The sequence below is a fragment of the Palleronia rufa genome (assembly GCF_000743715.1).
Lineage (GTDB): Bacteria > Pseudomonadota > Alphaproteobacteria > Rhodobacterales > Rhodobacteraceae > Palleronia > Palleronia rufa.
The window spans coordinates 18,205-30,139 of the sequence record NZ_JQEY01000015.1 but is presented as its reverse complement, the minus strand read 5'-3'; the positions used below and the strand labels follow the sequence as shown (position 1 = coordinate 30,139).

The 11,935-nt window shown below is 69.7% G+C and carries 12 protein-coding genes and 1 tRNA gene; 9 read left to right on the top strand and 4 right to left on the bottom strand.

The features are described 5' to 3' along the window. The first annotated feature begins 247 nt into the window (after positions 1-247). Complete coding sequence (locus KW83_RS15705; RefSeq protein ID WP_051928575.1) at positions 248-964, top strand: invasion associated locus B family protein; 717 nt, start codon at positions 248-250, stop codon at positions 962-964. A gap of 591 nt (positions 965-1,555) precedes the next feature. On the opposite strand, the gene KW83_RS15700 is transcribed toward KW83_RS15705, so the two are convergent. Together KW83_RS15700 and KW83_RS15695 are read right to left on the bottom strand one after the other, a co-directional pair. Then, positions 1,556-2,128, bottom strand: a complete 573-nt coding sequence (locus KW83_RS15700; RefSeq protein WP_051928574.1) for a c-type cytochrome — start codon at positions 2,126-2,128, stop codon at positions 1,556-1,558. Further along, on the bottom strand, positions 2,118-3,311 hold the full coding sequence (locus KW83_RS15695; RefSeq protein ID WP_200879698.1) for a PQQ-dependent sugar dehydrogenase: 1,194 nt from the start codon (positions 3,309-3,311) through the stop codon (positions 2,118-2,120). The genes KW83_RS15700 and KW83_RS15695 overlap by 11 nt, the downstream gene beginning before the upstream one ends. Positions 3,312-3,516: 205 nt before the next feature. Between KW83_RS15695 and KW83_RS15690 the strand changes: the two genes are divergently transcribed. Further along, positions 3,517-3,870 (top strand): DUF1428 domain-containing protein, encoded by a 354-nt coding sequence (locus tag KW83_RS15690; protein ID WP_036180866.1) that lies wholly within the window; start codon positions 3,517-3,519, stop codon positions 3,868-3,870. 38 nt (positions 3,871-3,908) lie between these two features. On the opposite strand, the gene KW83_RS15685 is transcribed toward KW83_RS15690, so the two are convergent. Next, on the bottom strand, positions 3,909-5,024 hold the full coding sequence (locus KW83_RS15685) for a Ppx/GppA phosphatase family protein (RefSeq protein ID WP_036180864.1): 1,116 nt from the start codon (positions 5,022-5,024) through the stop codon (positions 3,909-3,911). 243 nt (positions 5,025-5,267) lie between these two features. Here KW83_RS15685 and KW83_RS15680 point away from each other — a divergent pair, with 243 nt between their 5' ends. The 7 genes from KW83_RS15680 to KW83_RS15650 all read left to right on the top strand — a co-directional run bounded on the left by KW83_RS15680 (position 5,268) and on the right by KW83_RS15650 (position 11,048). Next, complete coding sequence (locus tag KW83_RS15680; RefSeq protein WP_036180863.1) at positions 5,268-5,564, top strand: virulence factor; 297 nt, start codon at positions 5,268-5,270, stop codon at positions 5,562-5,564. A 41-nt stretch (positions 5,565-5,605) separates the two neighbouring features. Further along, positions 5,606-6,526: a methylenetetrahydrofolate reductase gene (locus KW83_RS15675; protein WP_036180861.1), complete on the top strand. Its 921-nt coding sequence runs from the start codon at positions 5,606-5,608 to the stop codon at positions 6,524-6,526. Further along, positions 6,523-7,182 (top strand): HAD family hydrolase, encoded by a 660-nt coding sequence (locus tag KW83_RS15670; protein ID WP_036180860.1) that lies wholly within the window; start codon positions 6,523-6,525, stop codon positions 7,180-7,182. The genes KW83_RS15675 and KW83_RS15670 overlap by 4 nt, the downstream gene beginning before the upstream one ends. Further along, positions 7,179-8,147, top strand: a complete 969-nt coding sequence (locus KW83_RS15665; protein WP_036180859.1) for a methyltetrahydrofolate cobalamin methyltransferase — start codon at positions 7,179-7,181, stop codon at positions 8,145-8,147. Before KW83_RS15670 ends, KW83_RS15665 begins: the two co-directional genes overlap by 4 nt. 47 nt (positions 8,148-8,194) lie before the next feature. Continuing rightward, the gene (locus KW83_RS15660; protein WP_036180923.1) at positions 8,195-8,404 is read left to right on the top strand and encodes a hypothetical protein; all 210 of its coding nucleotides are present in this window, start codon (positions 8,195-8,197) and stop codon (positions 8,402-8,404) included. Positions 8,405-8,468: 64 nt separating this feature from the next. Next, positions 8,469-10,478, top strand: a complete 2,010-nt coding sequence (locus KW83_RS15655) for an ASKHA domain-containing protein (RefSeq protein ID WP_036180856.1) — start codon at positions 8,469-8,471, stop codon at positions 10,476-10,478. A 496-nt stretch (positions 10,479-10,974) separates the two neighbouring features. Further along, positions 10,975-11,048 (top strand) — tRNA-Gly (locus tag KW83_RS15650). Between the two features lie 319 nt (positions 11,049-11,367). On the opposite strand, the gene KW83_RS15645 is transcribed toward KW83_RS15650, so the two are convergent. After that, positions 11,368-11,844 (bottom strand): prepilin peptidase, encoded by a 477-nt coding sequence (locus KW83_RS15645; RefSeq protein WP_051928572.1) that lies wholly within the window; start codon positions 11,842-11,844, stop codon positions 11,368-11,370. Positions 11,845-11,935: the final 91 nt, after the last annotated feature.

Genomic DNA, 11,935 nt, shown 5'->3' with positions numbered 1-11,935 from the left:
GCGCCCCGCGCGCAAAGCGCGCCGGCCGCCCTATCGGCGGAACTTCGCTGTTGACGGAATGAAACGAAGTCCGTAGCGTCCGCGCAATCAATGATAACTGGCCAGTCCGCCAGGGAGAAAGCATAGGGAAAAGGCCCCTCTTGAGGGGCCTTTTTCACGTCCGGCCGGTGCCGCGAATGAGACCTGACAGGGCGCGGGCTTCCTGATACATGGCCCCTCAATTCGAGCAACAACCGATGGACCCACAATGCCCGATCTCCTGAAGCCGATCTTTCTGGCAGCGCTGCTGGCCGGCGGCGGACCTGTCGCAGCCCAGGATGCAGAGACCCCGCCCGCCGCCCCGCAGGCGCAGGAGGCCGACACCCCCCAGGCCGACACCCCCGCCGCCGACGGCGCCGGCAGCCCGGAGGCGCCCGCCACGGGCGACCAGCCGCAGGTGGTCGAGCCGTCCGGCACCGACGGGCTGAACATGGGAGAGCCCGCCGACGCGCCCCAGGCCGGGCCGGGATCCTCCTACGCCGCCGGCACCTTCGGCGACTGGGAGCAGCGCTGCGTCCGCACCGCAGAGGGCACCGATCCCTGCCAGCTCTACCAGCTTCTCAAGGACGACAACGGCAACGCGGTGGCGGAGATGAGCGTCTTTCCCCTGCCCCAGGGGCGCGAGGCGGCGGCCGGATCGACCATCATCACACCGCTGGAGACATTGCTGACCCGCGCCGTCACGATCTCTGTCGATGGCGGCCAGTCGCGGCGCTATCCGTTCGACTTCTGCGCCCAGCAGGGATGTTTCGCCCGGGTGGGGTTCACGCAGGCCGAAGTGGACCAGTTCAAGCGCGGATCCGCCGCGACGATGGTCATCGTGCCCGCCGCCGCGCCGGACCAGCAGATCGAGCTGACGATCTCGCTGTCCGGCTTTACCGCCGGTTACGACGCCGTGGCGAAGGCCAATACGGCGGGCGAGTGACCCGCGCCCGGCGCTGAGGGGCGTTCCGGAGGCGCCGGGGCCGGGTCCCGGAACCCGGCCTTTCCGGGAGGCGGGTCCGGGCGGACGTCCGCACCCTGCGGACCGGCCCCCTGGATCCGGTCGCGCCCGGGAACGCCGGACGGAACGGCCGGCTGCCCCCGCGCGCGACGGCACCTCCGCAGGACCGGCACAGCGATCCGCGCGACGGCACCCCGCAGGACCGGTACAGCGTTCCGGTCAACGGCGCCCCGCGTGACGGCACCCCGCAGGACAGGTAAAGCGATCCGGTCAACGGCGCTCCGCGCGCGGCCGTGGCCCGGCGGGTTGCCCCCCGGCAGCGATCCCCGCGGCCGGGGCCGTCATCTCATACGGATGCCGCCGGCAGGGTCGCGAGGAACCCGGCGAGGGTCGCGATCTCATCGTCTGACAGGGTCTGGGCGATTTCGACCATGGCGGCGCGGTCGCCGATGCGGCGCTCGGCCTTGTCGTCGAGCAGCGACGCCTACAGCGATCCGGTCAACAGCGCCCCGCGCGCGGCCGTGGCCCGGCGGGCCGCCCCCTGCCGCGATCCCCGCGGCCGGGGCCGTCATCTCATTCGGATGCCGCCGGCAGGGTCGCGAGGAACCCGGCGAGGGTGGCGATCTCATCGTCTGACAGGGCCTGGGCGATTTCGACCATGGCGGCGCGGTCGCCGATGCGGCGCTCGGCCTTGTAGTCGAGCAGCGACGACTCGAGATAGGCGGCGTGCTGGTTTCTCAGCGGCGGGATCTGGTCGCCCCCGCGGTAGTCGGCCTTGTGGCAGACGTTGCAGCGATTGCTCTCGGCCAGCCGACGGCCGGCCTCCATGTCCACATCAGCGCCCGTCTCGGGCGCGGCGGGCGGATCGAGCGAGGCCACCCATGCGGCGGCCGCGCGCAGATCGTCGTTGGAGAACCCGTCCACCATGGCCGGCATGACGTCGCCCGCGCGGTTGCCCTCGCGGAACGCGACGAGTTGCAGAAGGGCGTATTTCTCGTCGATCCCGCCGAGGAGCGGCGTCTCCGGCGCGGCGGATTCGGCCGCGTGGCAGGCCACGCATTGCTCTTTCGTCTCCTCGAACCCCTGCGCCACCGCCGGCCCCGCCAGAATGGCGAGACCGGCGGCGATCCATCCCTCAGGAGCCATCGTAGCTCACGCGGTAGACGGCGCCGTTCCAGTCGTCGGAGACCAGCATGGAGCCGTCGGGCAGCCATTCCACGTCCACGGGCCGCCCGACATACTCATTGTCCTGGATGAAGCCGGTCAGGAACGGCTCGGTCCGCTCGATCCCCGTCTCACCGTCGAGATAGGCGACGGCGACTTCGGCCCCTTCCTTCCGGGTGCGGTTCCATGGGCCGTGCTTGGCGATGAAGATCTGGCCGCGGTACTGTTCGGGGAAGGCGTCGGCGGTGTAGAACCGCATCCCGAGCGGCGCCGTGTGCGGCCCGAGCAGGGCCACGGGATCCGTGAATTCGCTGCACTGACGGCCCCAGCCGAATTCAGGATCGGTGTAGAGCCCGTTGTGGCAGTAGGGAAATCCGAAATCCTGCCCCTCTTCGGTCAGGACGTTCAGCTCATCCTCCGGGATGTCCTCCGAGAGCCAGTCGCGCTGGTTGTCGGTGAACCACAGGTTGCCGGTCTCCGGGTTGAAGTCGAAGCCGACGGTGTTGCGCATACCCGTCAGGATCGGTTCGGCGCCGGACCCGTCGAGTCCCATGCGGCGGATCTCTCCGAACCCCTCCTCGCGCGCGCAGATGTTGCAGGGCGCGGAATTCGACACGTAGAGCTGTTCGTCCGGTCCCACGGCCAGGTACCGCCAGCCGTGGGGACGCGGCTCGCCCAGCTCGTCGTAGATCACCTTGAGCTCCGGCGGGCTGTCGAGGTTGTCCATGATGTTCTCGGCGACCGAGATCTGGGTGTGCTCGGCGATGTAGAGATCGCCGTCATGCAGCGCGAGCCCGTTGGGCCAGTCCAGATCCTCGTAGATCTTCCGCGGCTCGCCGCCGCCGGCCGGGATCACATAGACGTCGTTGCCCTGCCAGTTGCCGACGAAAACGGTCCCGTCGTCGGCGACCCGCAGGGTGCGCGCGTTGTCGATGCCGCTGGCATAGACCTCGACCGAGAAGCCTTCGGGCGCCTTGAGCATGTCGAGCGGCAGATCGGCCTCTGCCGTGGGCAGGGCGGGCGGCGTTTCGGGCGCCAGTTCCTGGGCGGCCGGGGTGTCGGGCCGTCCCTCCAGCGGGCTGCCCTTTTCGGGCTCGTCCTGCGCCAGGACCGGCGCGGAAGCGAGGGCGAGGATCGCGGCAAGTGCAGTCGTTGAACGTGTCATGTGAAATGTCCTCCCTGACCGGGACCACTCCAGCGCATCGGCGCGCGCGATGCAACTCAAACGAAAGCACTACGCGCCCCGCCTGCCTGTCGCGCGCGGAGGGGCCGGCCGTGCCGCATCGGCCGCGCCCGACCCGGCGCTTGTCCCGCGCGGGATCCCGGCGCAGGATCGGGGCGCGGTTCACACAGCGCAGGGAGACAGGATCATGGCCTATGCGGACATCAGCATCGCGTCGGTGCCGGACGAGAGGCGGGACGCCTACAGGGCCTTTTGCGAAAAGGCCGGCAGCTACATCCTGAGCCTTGGCGCCCTGGAGGTCGCGGATTACTGGGGCGACGACATTCCGGACGGAGAGGTCACGTCCCTTCCCATGGCGGTGAAAGCCGCGCCGGGGGAAACCGTCGTCGCCAGCCGGATCCTGTGGCCGGACAAGGCGACCCGGGACGCCGGCTGGGAAAAGATGATGTCCGGCGGGGGCGAGGGGATGGGCGACATGCCCTTCGACGGCCGGCGCATGATCTTCGGCGGGTTCACCGAGCTTGTCACCGTATCGGCCTGACGTTTGCCGCGCGGCTGTCGGACCCGGCCCCAGGCGCGTCAGTAGGGCCCGTCGTCCAGCACCCCGTCCGCGGACATCTGCGCATAGAGCAGCCCCTCGCGCAGGCCGCGGTCGGCCACCGACAGCCGGTCCGTCGGCCAGACCCGCAACAGCGCCTGCAGGATCGCGGAGCCCGACATGATCAGCGCGTGGCGGTCCCGGCCGATGCGCGGATCGTTGCGCCGGCCTTCGGGGCCGAGGCTGAGATAGTCCCGGATCACGGCGTCGATCTGGTCGGAGGTCATCCGAAGCCCGTCCACCCGGTTGCGGTCGTAGCGCTTGAGGCCCAGGTGGCTGGCGGCGACCGTGGTCACGGTGCCCGACGTGCCGATGATCTGGAACCCGTCGCGCGTCTGCTCCTTGGCATAGGGCGCGAAATTGACAAGGTTTTCCTCAAAGAACCAGCTCATCAGGGCGAACCGCGCGGCATCGTTGCGCACGTCGTCGAACTGCTCGCGCAGGGTGGCGACACCCAGCGGCACGGAGATCCAGTCCACCACCCGGGCGGCCGCAAACGGCGATCCGTCCGCTGGCTTGAAGCCCGCGTGCAGGCGCATGATCGCGCGCGGCCGGTCGTGGCGCGGCACCCGCGTGAGGTCGATCCACACCAGCTCGGTGGACCCGCCGCCGATGTCCACCACCAGCAGCTGCTCGGTCCGGGTCGAGACCAGCGGCGCGCAGGAGATCACCGCCAGCCGCGCCTCTTCCTCCGGGGCGATGACGTCCAGCCGCAGCCCCGTCTCGCGCACGACCTTGGCCAGGAACTGCGCGCCGTTGGAGGCCCTCCGGCACGCCTCTGTCGCGACCAGCCGCATATGGCTGACCCCGCGGCGGTCGATCTTGCCGCGGCAGATCTTGAGCGCGTGCACGGTCCGGTCCATGGAGGCGCGCGACAGCCGGCCCGTCGCCTCCAGCCCGTGGCCCAGCTGGACCGACTTCGAGAAGCTGTCCACCACGTGGAACTGGTTGCCCTTGGGCTGGGCAATCAGCATCCGGCACGAATTCGTGCCGAGGTCGAGCGCCGCGTAGAGCGAGGCCGGATCGACATGTGTGGTGCGCGGCGGCTCGACCGGCTTCGGGAACGCGCCCGCACCTTCGGGACGCCTGGGCGCCATGGGCCGCCCTCCAATCAGTTGCGGTTACGGTAGGGCCCGCACGCCCGTGTTGCAAGCCGTGACCGTGCCGTCGGGGGCCCGCGACCGTTTCACGATCATCATGAACCGAATTGCCGCAACCGATCGTGGCCGGCGGCGCGAAGATTGCCTACATAGGCGTCGCAGGGGCGCGGGAATGGGTCGAAATCGGGCATCGAACCCGGTGCGGACCCGCGTAGGAAGACACCGAGCCGAGAGGGTTCCATGGCCGAGATCACCATCGTCTACTGGCGCGACATCCCCGCGCAGGTCATCGCGGGCAAGGGACGAAGGGGCACCAAGGTGCCCCTGTCCGAACGGTTCGAGCAGGCGATCGACCGGGCCGCCATGGCCTCTGGCGCGCAGGGCACGGACGCCTACCTGGCCGACTGGCGCCGCGCGGCGCCGGTCACGGTCGAGGGCACGGATGCGGACGCGGCACGGGCCGCCGCGGCGCGGATCGAGGCCGAGTACGACACCGGGCGCCTCAGGGCACTCATCGACCGGGGCGGCCGCGACTGATGCGCTGCCCCGCAACGTCCACATCGCTGCCGGAGGCGCTCATGTCCATCCTTTCGTTCCGCCGTTCCCGCCCCGCCGTCCCTGCGGCCCACGCCGGGGCCGATCTGCTGGCCGGCCATTCGATCGAGGTCATGCCCCGCACCGCCGCCAGGGTCGAGGATTTCACCGCCCTCCTCGCCCCCGGCACCCGCGTCTACATCGCCCATATCGACGGCACCCCGATCGAGGAAATGGTCGCCACCGCCGCGCGGCTGGCCCGGGACGGCTTTCGGGTCATGCCGCATTTTCCGGCCCGCTCGATCCCCGACCGCGCCACGCTGGCCGACTGGATCGCGCGCTACCAGGGGGAGGCGGGCGTGACGCAGGGCCTGATCCTGGCGGGCGGCATCGCCCAGCCCAGCGGGGCGTTCGCCACCTCCATGGACCTGCTGGGAACCGGACTCTTCGATGCGGCGGGCTTCACCGATCTGCACGTCGCCGGCCACCCCGAGGGCAACCGCGACATCGACCCCGACGGTTCGGACAGGAACGTGTCGGACGCGCTGCGCTGGAAGCAGGACTTCTCGCGCCGCACCGACGCGCGGATGGCCATCGTCACGCAGTTCTGCTTCGAGGCCGGCCCCGCGCTGGCCTGGGCGCGGGGTCTGCGCGCCGCCGGGATCGACCTGCCGATCCACCTGGGCCTTGCCGGTCCGGCCAAGCTCCAGACGCTGCTGAAGTTCGCCATCGCCTGCGGGGTCGGTCCGTCGCTGAAGGTCCTGCAGAAGCGCGCGCTCGACGTCACCAAGCTGGTGCTGCCCTACACGCCCGACGAGATGCTGGCCGATCTGGCCCGCGCCCGGGCCGCCGATCCCGCGTTCCCCATCGACGGTCTGCACATCTTTCCGCTGGGCGGGATCGCCGCGGCGGCCGACTGGGCCCGGGAGCGCGCCACGCCGGAGCCGGGCCGCGCCAGCCGATGATCCGCGGACTGCTCTTCGATCTGGACGGCACGATGATCCTGTCCGATCCGCTGCATGTCGCGGTCTTTGCGGACCTTTTTGCCGAACGCGGACGGCGGATCGACGCCGAATTCTTCCGCGACCGCATCCAGGGGCGTCTCAACGCCGATATCTTCGCCGAGTTCTTCCCCGACGAGGACGGCACGGCCCTGGCCGACCTCAAGGAGGCGCGGTTCCGCGACCGGCTGGGGACCAGCGCCGCCCCGGTGCGTGGCCTTCCCGCCCTTCTGGACGAGGCGGCTGAGGCGGGCCTGGCCCTGGCCGTGGTCACCAACGCTCCGGCAAGGAACGCCGACGCCATGCTTTCGGCCATGGGGCTTGCCGACCGGTTCGATGCCGTGGTGATCGGCGACGCCCTGCCCCGCGGCAAGCCCGATCCCCTGCCCTACGTCACCGGTCTGGAGCGTCTCGGGCTGGCCCCCGAGGAGGCGCTGGCCTTCGAGGACAGCGTCTCCGGCGTCACGGCCGCGACCCGCGCGGGGATCGCCACCGTCGGGATCCGCAGTTCGCTCGACGACGCGGCACTGCGGGCGGCGGGTGCGGTCGCCAGCATTCACGACTATACCGATCCGGGATTCGCGCCCTGGCGCGCCCGTATCCAACAGGAGACAGCATGACCCGCACCGTTCTGGAATCGAAATCCAAATCCGTCACCATCGGCTTCGATGAGCCGTTCTGCGTGATCGGAGAGCGGATCAATCCCACGGGGCGCAAGAAGCTGGCCGCCGAGCTGGAGGCGGGCGATTTCTCGACCGTCGAGAAGGACGCGCTGGAGCAGGTCGCCTGCGGGGCCATGGTGCTCGACGTGAACGCGGGCGTGGTCTACAATTCCAACCCCAATCCGAACGAGACCGAGCCGCCGCTGATGCGCGCGGTGATCGAGCTGGTGCAGGGGCTGGTGGATGTGCCGCTGTGCATCGACAGCTCCGTTCCGGGCGCACTGGAGGCCGGTCTGGCCGCCGCCGAGGGCCGTCCGCTGGTCAACTCCGTCACCGGGGAAGAAGAGCGCATGGAGCTGGTCTTTCCGCTGATCAAGAAATACGGCGTGCCCGTGGTGGCGATCTCGAACGACGACACCGGGATCTCCGAGGATCCCGACGTGCGCTTCGCGGTGGCCAAGCGGATCGTGGAGCGCGCCGCCGATTTCGGCATTCCCGCGCATGACATCGTGGTGGATCCGCTGGTGATGCCCGTGGGGGCCATGGCCGGCGCGGGACGGCAGGTGTTCACGCTGGTGCGGCGCCTGCGCGAGGAATTGGGCGTGAACACCACCTGCGGCGCGTCGAACATCTCCTTCGGGCTGCCCCATCGCCACGGGATCAACGCAGCTTTCCTGCCCATGGCCATCGCTGCCGGCATGACGAGCGCGATCATGAACCCGGTCCGCCCCGTGGAGATGGAGGCGATCCGGGCGGCGAACTTTCTGATGAACCACGATCCGAACGGCGGCGCCTGGATCAGCTTTTCCCGGGTGCTGGATGCCGTCGAGGCAGGGGAAAGTTTTGCGGATGCCGCCCGCGTCGCGGAGGCGGCGGGCGGCGGGCGCGGCGGGCGCTCCGGCGGACGTCGACGCCGGGGGTAACCGGATGGTAAGCACTTTCATGGTGGGTTCGCGACATGCTTACCCCGATGACGATCGAAGCAAATCTGCGCCTGATGTTCTCCGCGAAAGCGGTGAGCCGCGGCGGCGTGGTGCGGCGCTCCGTTGTCTGGGCGGACGAGCAGATCGGGCGCGACCGTCTCATTCGCGAGGTGCAGGCACGCGGCTTTCACATGATCCGATGCGGCGGCCAGTATGTCGTCATCTGCAATCGGGGCTTCATCGAAGTGGTCTGTTGAGCACGATTTTTGTTCCGAAAATCGGGACAACGCAGATTTTTGGAACAAAAATCGGCTTTCTTTCGTGACCCTGGATCCCCTTGTCATCTTCACCCCTTCTGGCAAGCGCGCCCGCGTGCCCTCGGGCACCCGCGTTCTGGATGCGGCCCGGCGCATGGGGGTCGATCTCGACTCTGTCTGCGGCGGGCGTGGTATCTGCTCGAAATGTCAGGTCGCCCCGCAATTCGGCCAGCACTCGAAGCACGGCGTGACCGTCGCCGCCGATGCCCTGTCCGAATGGAACGCGGTCGAGGCGCGCTACCACGAAAAACGCGGTCTGAAGGCCGGGCGCCGGCTCGGGTGCCAGGCGGAGATCCGGGGCGACGTGGTCCTGGACGTGCCCCCCGAAAGCCAGGTGCACCGTCAGGTCGTCCGCAAGGACGCGGCGCAGCGCGACATTCGCATGGACCCCGCCACCCGCCTCTATTTCGTCGAGGTTCCTGAACCCGACATGCACGAACCCGCCGGCGATCTGCAGCGCCTGAACCGCGCGCTGCTGGATCAGTGGCAGGTCGGCCCGGTCGAGGCCACGTTGCCGCTGCTGCGCAAGCTTCAGCCGGCGCTCCGCCGCGGCGGGTTCCGCGTCACCGTCGCCATACACCACGCCCATCGCGGCCCGGCCCGGCTGATCGACATCTGGCCCGGCCTTTACGAAAGCGGGCTTTTCGGATTTGCCATCGACCTCGGCTCGACCACCATCGCGGCGCATCTGTGCGATCTCGACACCGGCGAGGTCCGCGCCTCCTCCGGGATCATGAACCCGCAGATCCGCTTCGGCGAGGATCTGATGAGCCGCGTTTCCTACGCCATGATGAACCCCGGCGGCGATGCCGAGATGACCGCCGCCGTGCGGGACGCGATGGACACGCTGGCGCGCGATACCGCCCGTGACGCGGGTATCGCGCCGGAGGCCTGCGTCGAGACCGTCGTCGTCTGCAACCCGGTGATGCATCACCTCCTGCTGGGGATCGACCCGGTGGAACTGGGTCAGGCGCCGTTCGCGCTGGCCACGTCGGAGGCCGTGGAGTGCGCCGCGTCCGAACTGGGGCTGACCAGCCTCAACCCGGCCGCGCGCGCCTATCTGTTGCCCTGCATCGCCGGCCATGTGGGCGCTGACGCGGCCGCCGTGGCATTGTCAGAGGCCCCCGGCGACCGCGACGAACTCACCCTGGTGGTGGACGTGGGCACGAATGCGGAGATCCTGCTGGGCGATCGCAACGGCGTCCTGGCCTGCTCTTCGCCCACCGGACCCGCCTTCGAGGGCGCGCAGATCTCCAGCGGCCAGCGCGCCGCCCCCGGCGCCATCGACGCGGTACGGATAGACCCCGAAACCCGCGCCCCGCGCTTCCGCGTCATCGGGTCTGACCTGTGGTCGGACGATCCGGCCTTCGACGCCGAGATCACCGGCATCTGCGGCTCCGGCATCATCGAGGCGGTGGCCGAGATGCGCATGGCCGGGATCGTCGACGCCTCCGGGCTCATCGGCTCGGCCGCCCAGGTGGGCACCGACCGGATCGAGGCCGAGGGCCGCACCCACGCCTATGTGCTCCATCGCGACGGCGACCGGGTCATCAGCGTGACCCAGGGCGATATCCGCGCCATCCAGCTGGCCAAATCCGCCCTCTATGCCGGGGCGCGCCTGCTCATGGACGAACGCGGCGTGGACCACGTGGACCGCGTGGTGCTGGCCGGCGCCTTCGGCGCGCATATCTCTCCCAGGCACGCGATGGTGCTGGGAATGATCCCCGACGTCGCGCTCGACCATGTGACCAGCGCGGGCAACGCCGCCGGAACCGGCGCACGGATCGCACTTCTGAACCGGTCCGCGCGCGCGGAGATCGAAGCGGCGGTCACCCGTATCCACAAGGTCGAAACCGCCATAGAGCCGCGCTTTCAGGAGCATTTCGTGGCCGCCAGCGCCCTGCCCCACGCCACCGATCCGTTTTCGCAGCTGCGCGCCATAGCGCCCCTGCCCGACGTGTCCTTCAACACCGGCGGCGACGGCGGCCGCCCCAGGCGCCGAAAGCGCGGCTGAAATCCTTGCGCCTGTCCCGCGGCTCCGGGTGCCCCCTGACAGGCAGCTTGCAGCGCCACGGGGCGGGTTTCGATGACGATGCAGACCCGTTTTTTCGCAGCGGCCCGGCCAGCCTTGCCTTTGCCGCTCAGGCTCTTTCGGCGCCCCTTGGGGTCCCGCACCCGACGGTAGGTGCCGCCGATATGTTCGCGGACCGGACCATCGTCGAAAACGCGGCGAGATCCGCCGAACGTATCACCCTTGTCCCGACCGCTCGCCCGATCGGCGCGCATTCTGCGCAGATGTTGCATCGGGCGAAGCCGATGGTTTCGACGACCGCGGCTATGCCTCTTGCGCGGCGAACGCGGATGACCGGCAGCCGACCGGTGACATCCATGCGATCGACGGGGTGCTGCGGCGCCGCCGGCCCGCGCGCGGGCCGGCCGGAGGGGCCGCGGCGCGCTGCGGCCCTTTCGCTTGACGACACATCCCGCCTGGGCGTAATCCGGATGCCGAGGCGGGTGTAGCTCAATGGCAGAGCGAGAGCTTCCCAAGCTCCAGACGAGGGTTCGATTCCCTTCACCCGCTCCAGAACTCGCCCGTGTTTCGCAGGATTTGTTCCGACAGGACGTCGCCGTCGCGGGGGGTTCGATGTCCCATCGTCCGACGCTGTCTTGGCTCTTTCGCGACATCCCGCCGGTTGCGCTGGAGCCGTGGTCCGGACCCCGCGGCGGAGACCCCGGGGCCGGTCCGACCCCATAGGCCGGCATGGCGCCCGGCGCGGCCGGAGCCGCAGGCAAGCCGCATCGCCACAGGGCATGTCCGGAGCGGGCCAGGATCTGATGGGTTCGACGCGTTCGCGCCGGCAAAGCATGGCCCGGCCGCGCCGCATCGGGTCTGTTGCGCCCTGTTATCCGGTGCGGGGACCGGCCGGACCGAGCCCCAGGACATCCATTCCCCAGAGCACCATGATCGCCAGTGCGATCCAAGGGCCGAACGCGATCCGGGTCGACGCGGACGCGCCTCGGGTGACGGCGAACACAAGAGCGGGAAGCGCCGCGCCCAGGACGGCGAAGGGCAATGCGGAAACACCGAGCCACGCGCCCCCCGCGGCAAGCAGCTTGGCATCGCCCAGCCCCAGCCCTTCGGTTCCGCGGCGGCGATGGTGGAACGCGCCCAGAACCGCGAAGGCCGCGTATCCCACCGCCGCCCCGGCGAGGGACGGGACCAGCAGGCCGTTTCCGGCAAGTCCCGAGGCCAGCACGCCGAGCGCGACCAACGGCACTGTCAGCAGGTCGGGAAGACGATGCGACCGGATGTCGATGACGGCGAGGGCCGCAAGGATCGGCGGCAGAACGATCGATCCGACGACGTGGAACGGGCTCATCGCGGCCGGACCCGCCGGATGGTTCCGGAAATATTTACCATTTGTTGAAACTTCCCGATCGAGGGTCCCGTAGCTTCAGACGCCGCCGTCC

What these genes read in the sequence shown, in the direction of transcription:
- KW83_RS15675 (WP_036180861.1), top strand. Translation starts at nt 5,606, where the DNA reads ATGTCCATCCTTTCGTTCCGCCGTTCCCGCCCCGCCGTCCCTGCGGCC.
- KW83_RS15670 (WP_036180860.1), top strand. Translation starts at nt 6,523, where the DNA reads ATGATCCGCGGACTGCTCTTCGATCTGGACGGCACGATGATCCTGTCC.
- KW83_RS15645 (WP_051928572.1), bottom strand. Translation starts at nt 11,844, where the DNA reads ATGAGCCCGTTCCACGTCGTCGGATCGATCGTTCTGCCGCCGATCCTT.
- KW83_RS15685 (WP_036180864.1), bottom strand. Translation starts at nt 5,024, where the DNA reads ATGGCGCCCAGGCGTCCCGAAGGTGCGGGCGCGTTCCCGAAGCCGGTC.
- KW83_RS15695 (WP_200879698.1), bottom strand. Translation starts at nt 3,311, where the DNA reads ATGACACGTTCAACGACTGCACTTGCCGCGATCCTCGCCCTCGCTTCC.
- KW83_RS15690 (WP_036180866.1), top strand. Translation starts at nt 3,517, where the DNA reads ATGGCCTATGCGGACATCAGCATCGCGTCGGTGCCGGACGAGAGGCGG.
- KW83_RS15680 (WP_036180863.1), top strand. Translation starts at nt 5,268, where the DNA reads ATGGCCGAGATCACCATCGTCTACTGGCGCGACATCCCCGCGCAGGTC.
- KW83_RS15665 (WP_036180859.1), top strand. Translation starts at nt 7,179, where the DNA reads ATGACCCGCACCGTTCTGGAATCGAAATCCAAATCCGTCACCATCGGC.
- KW83_RS15700 (WP_051928574.1), bottom strand. Translation starts at nt 2,128, where the DNA reads ATGGCTCCTGAGGGATGGATCGCCGCCGGTCTCGCCATTCTGGCGGGG.
- KW83_RS15660 (WP_036180923.1), top strand. Translation starts at nt 8,195, where the DNA reads ATGACGATCGAAGCAAATCTGCGCCTGATGTTCTCCGCGAAAGCGGTG.
- KW83_RS15705 (WP_051928575.1), top strand. Translation starts at nt 248, where the DNA reads ATGCCCGATCTCCTGAAGCCGATCTTTCTGGCAGCGCTGCTGGCCGGC.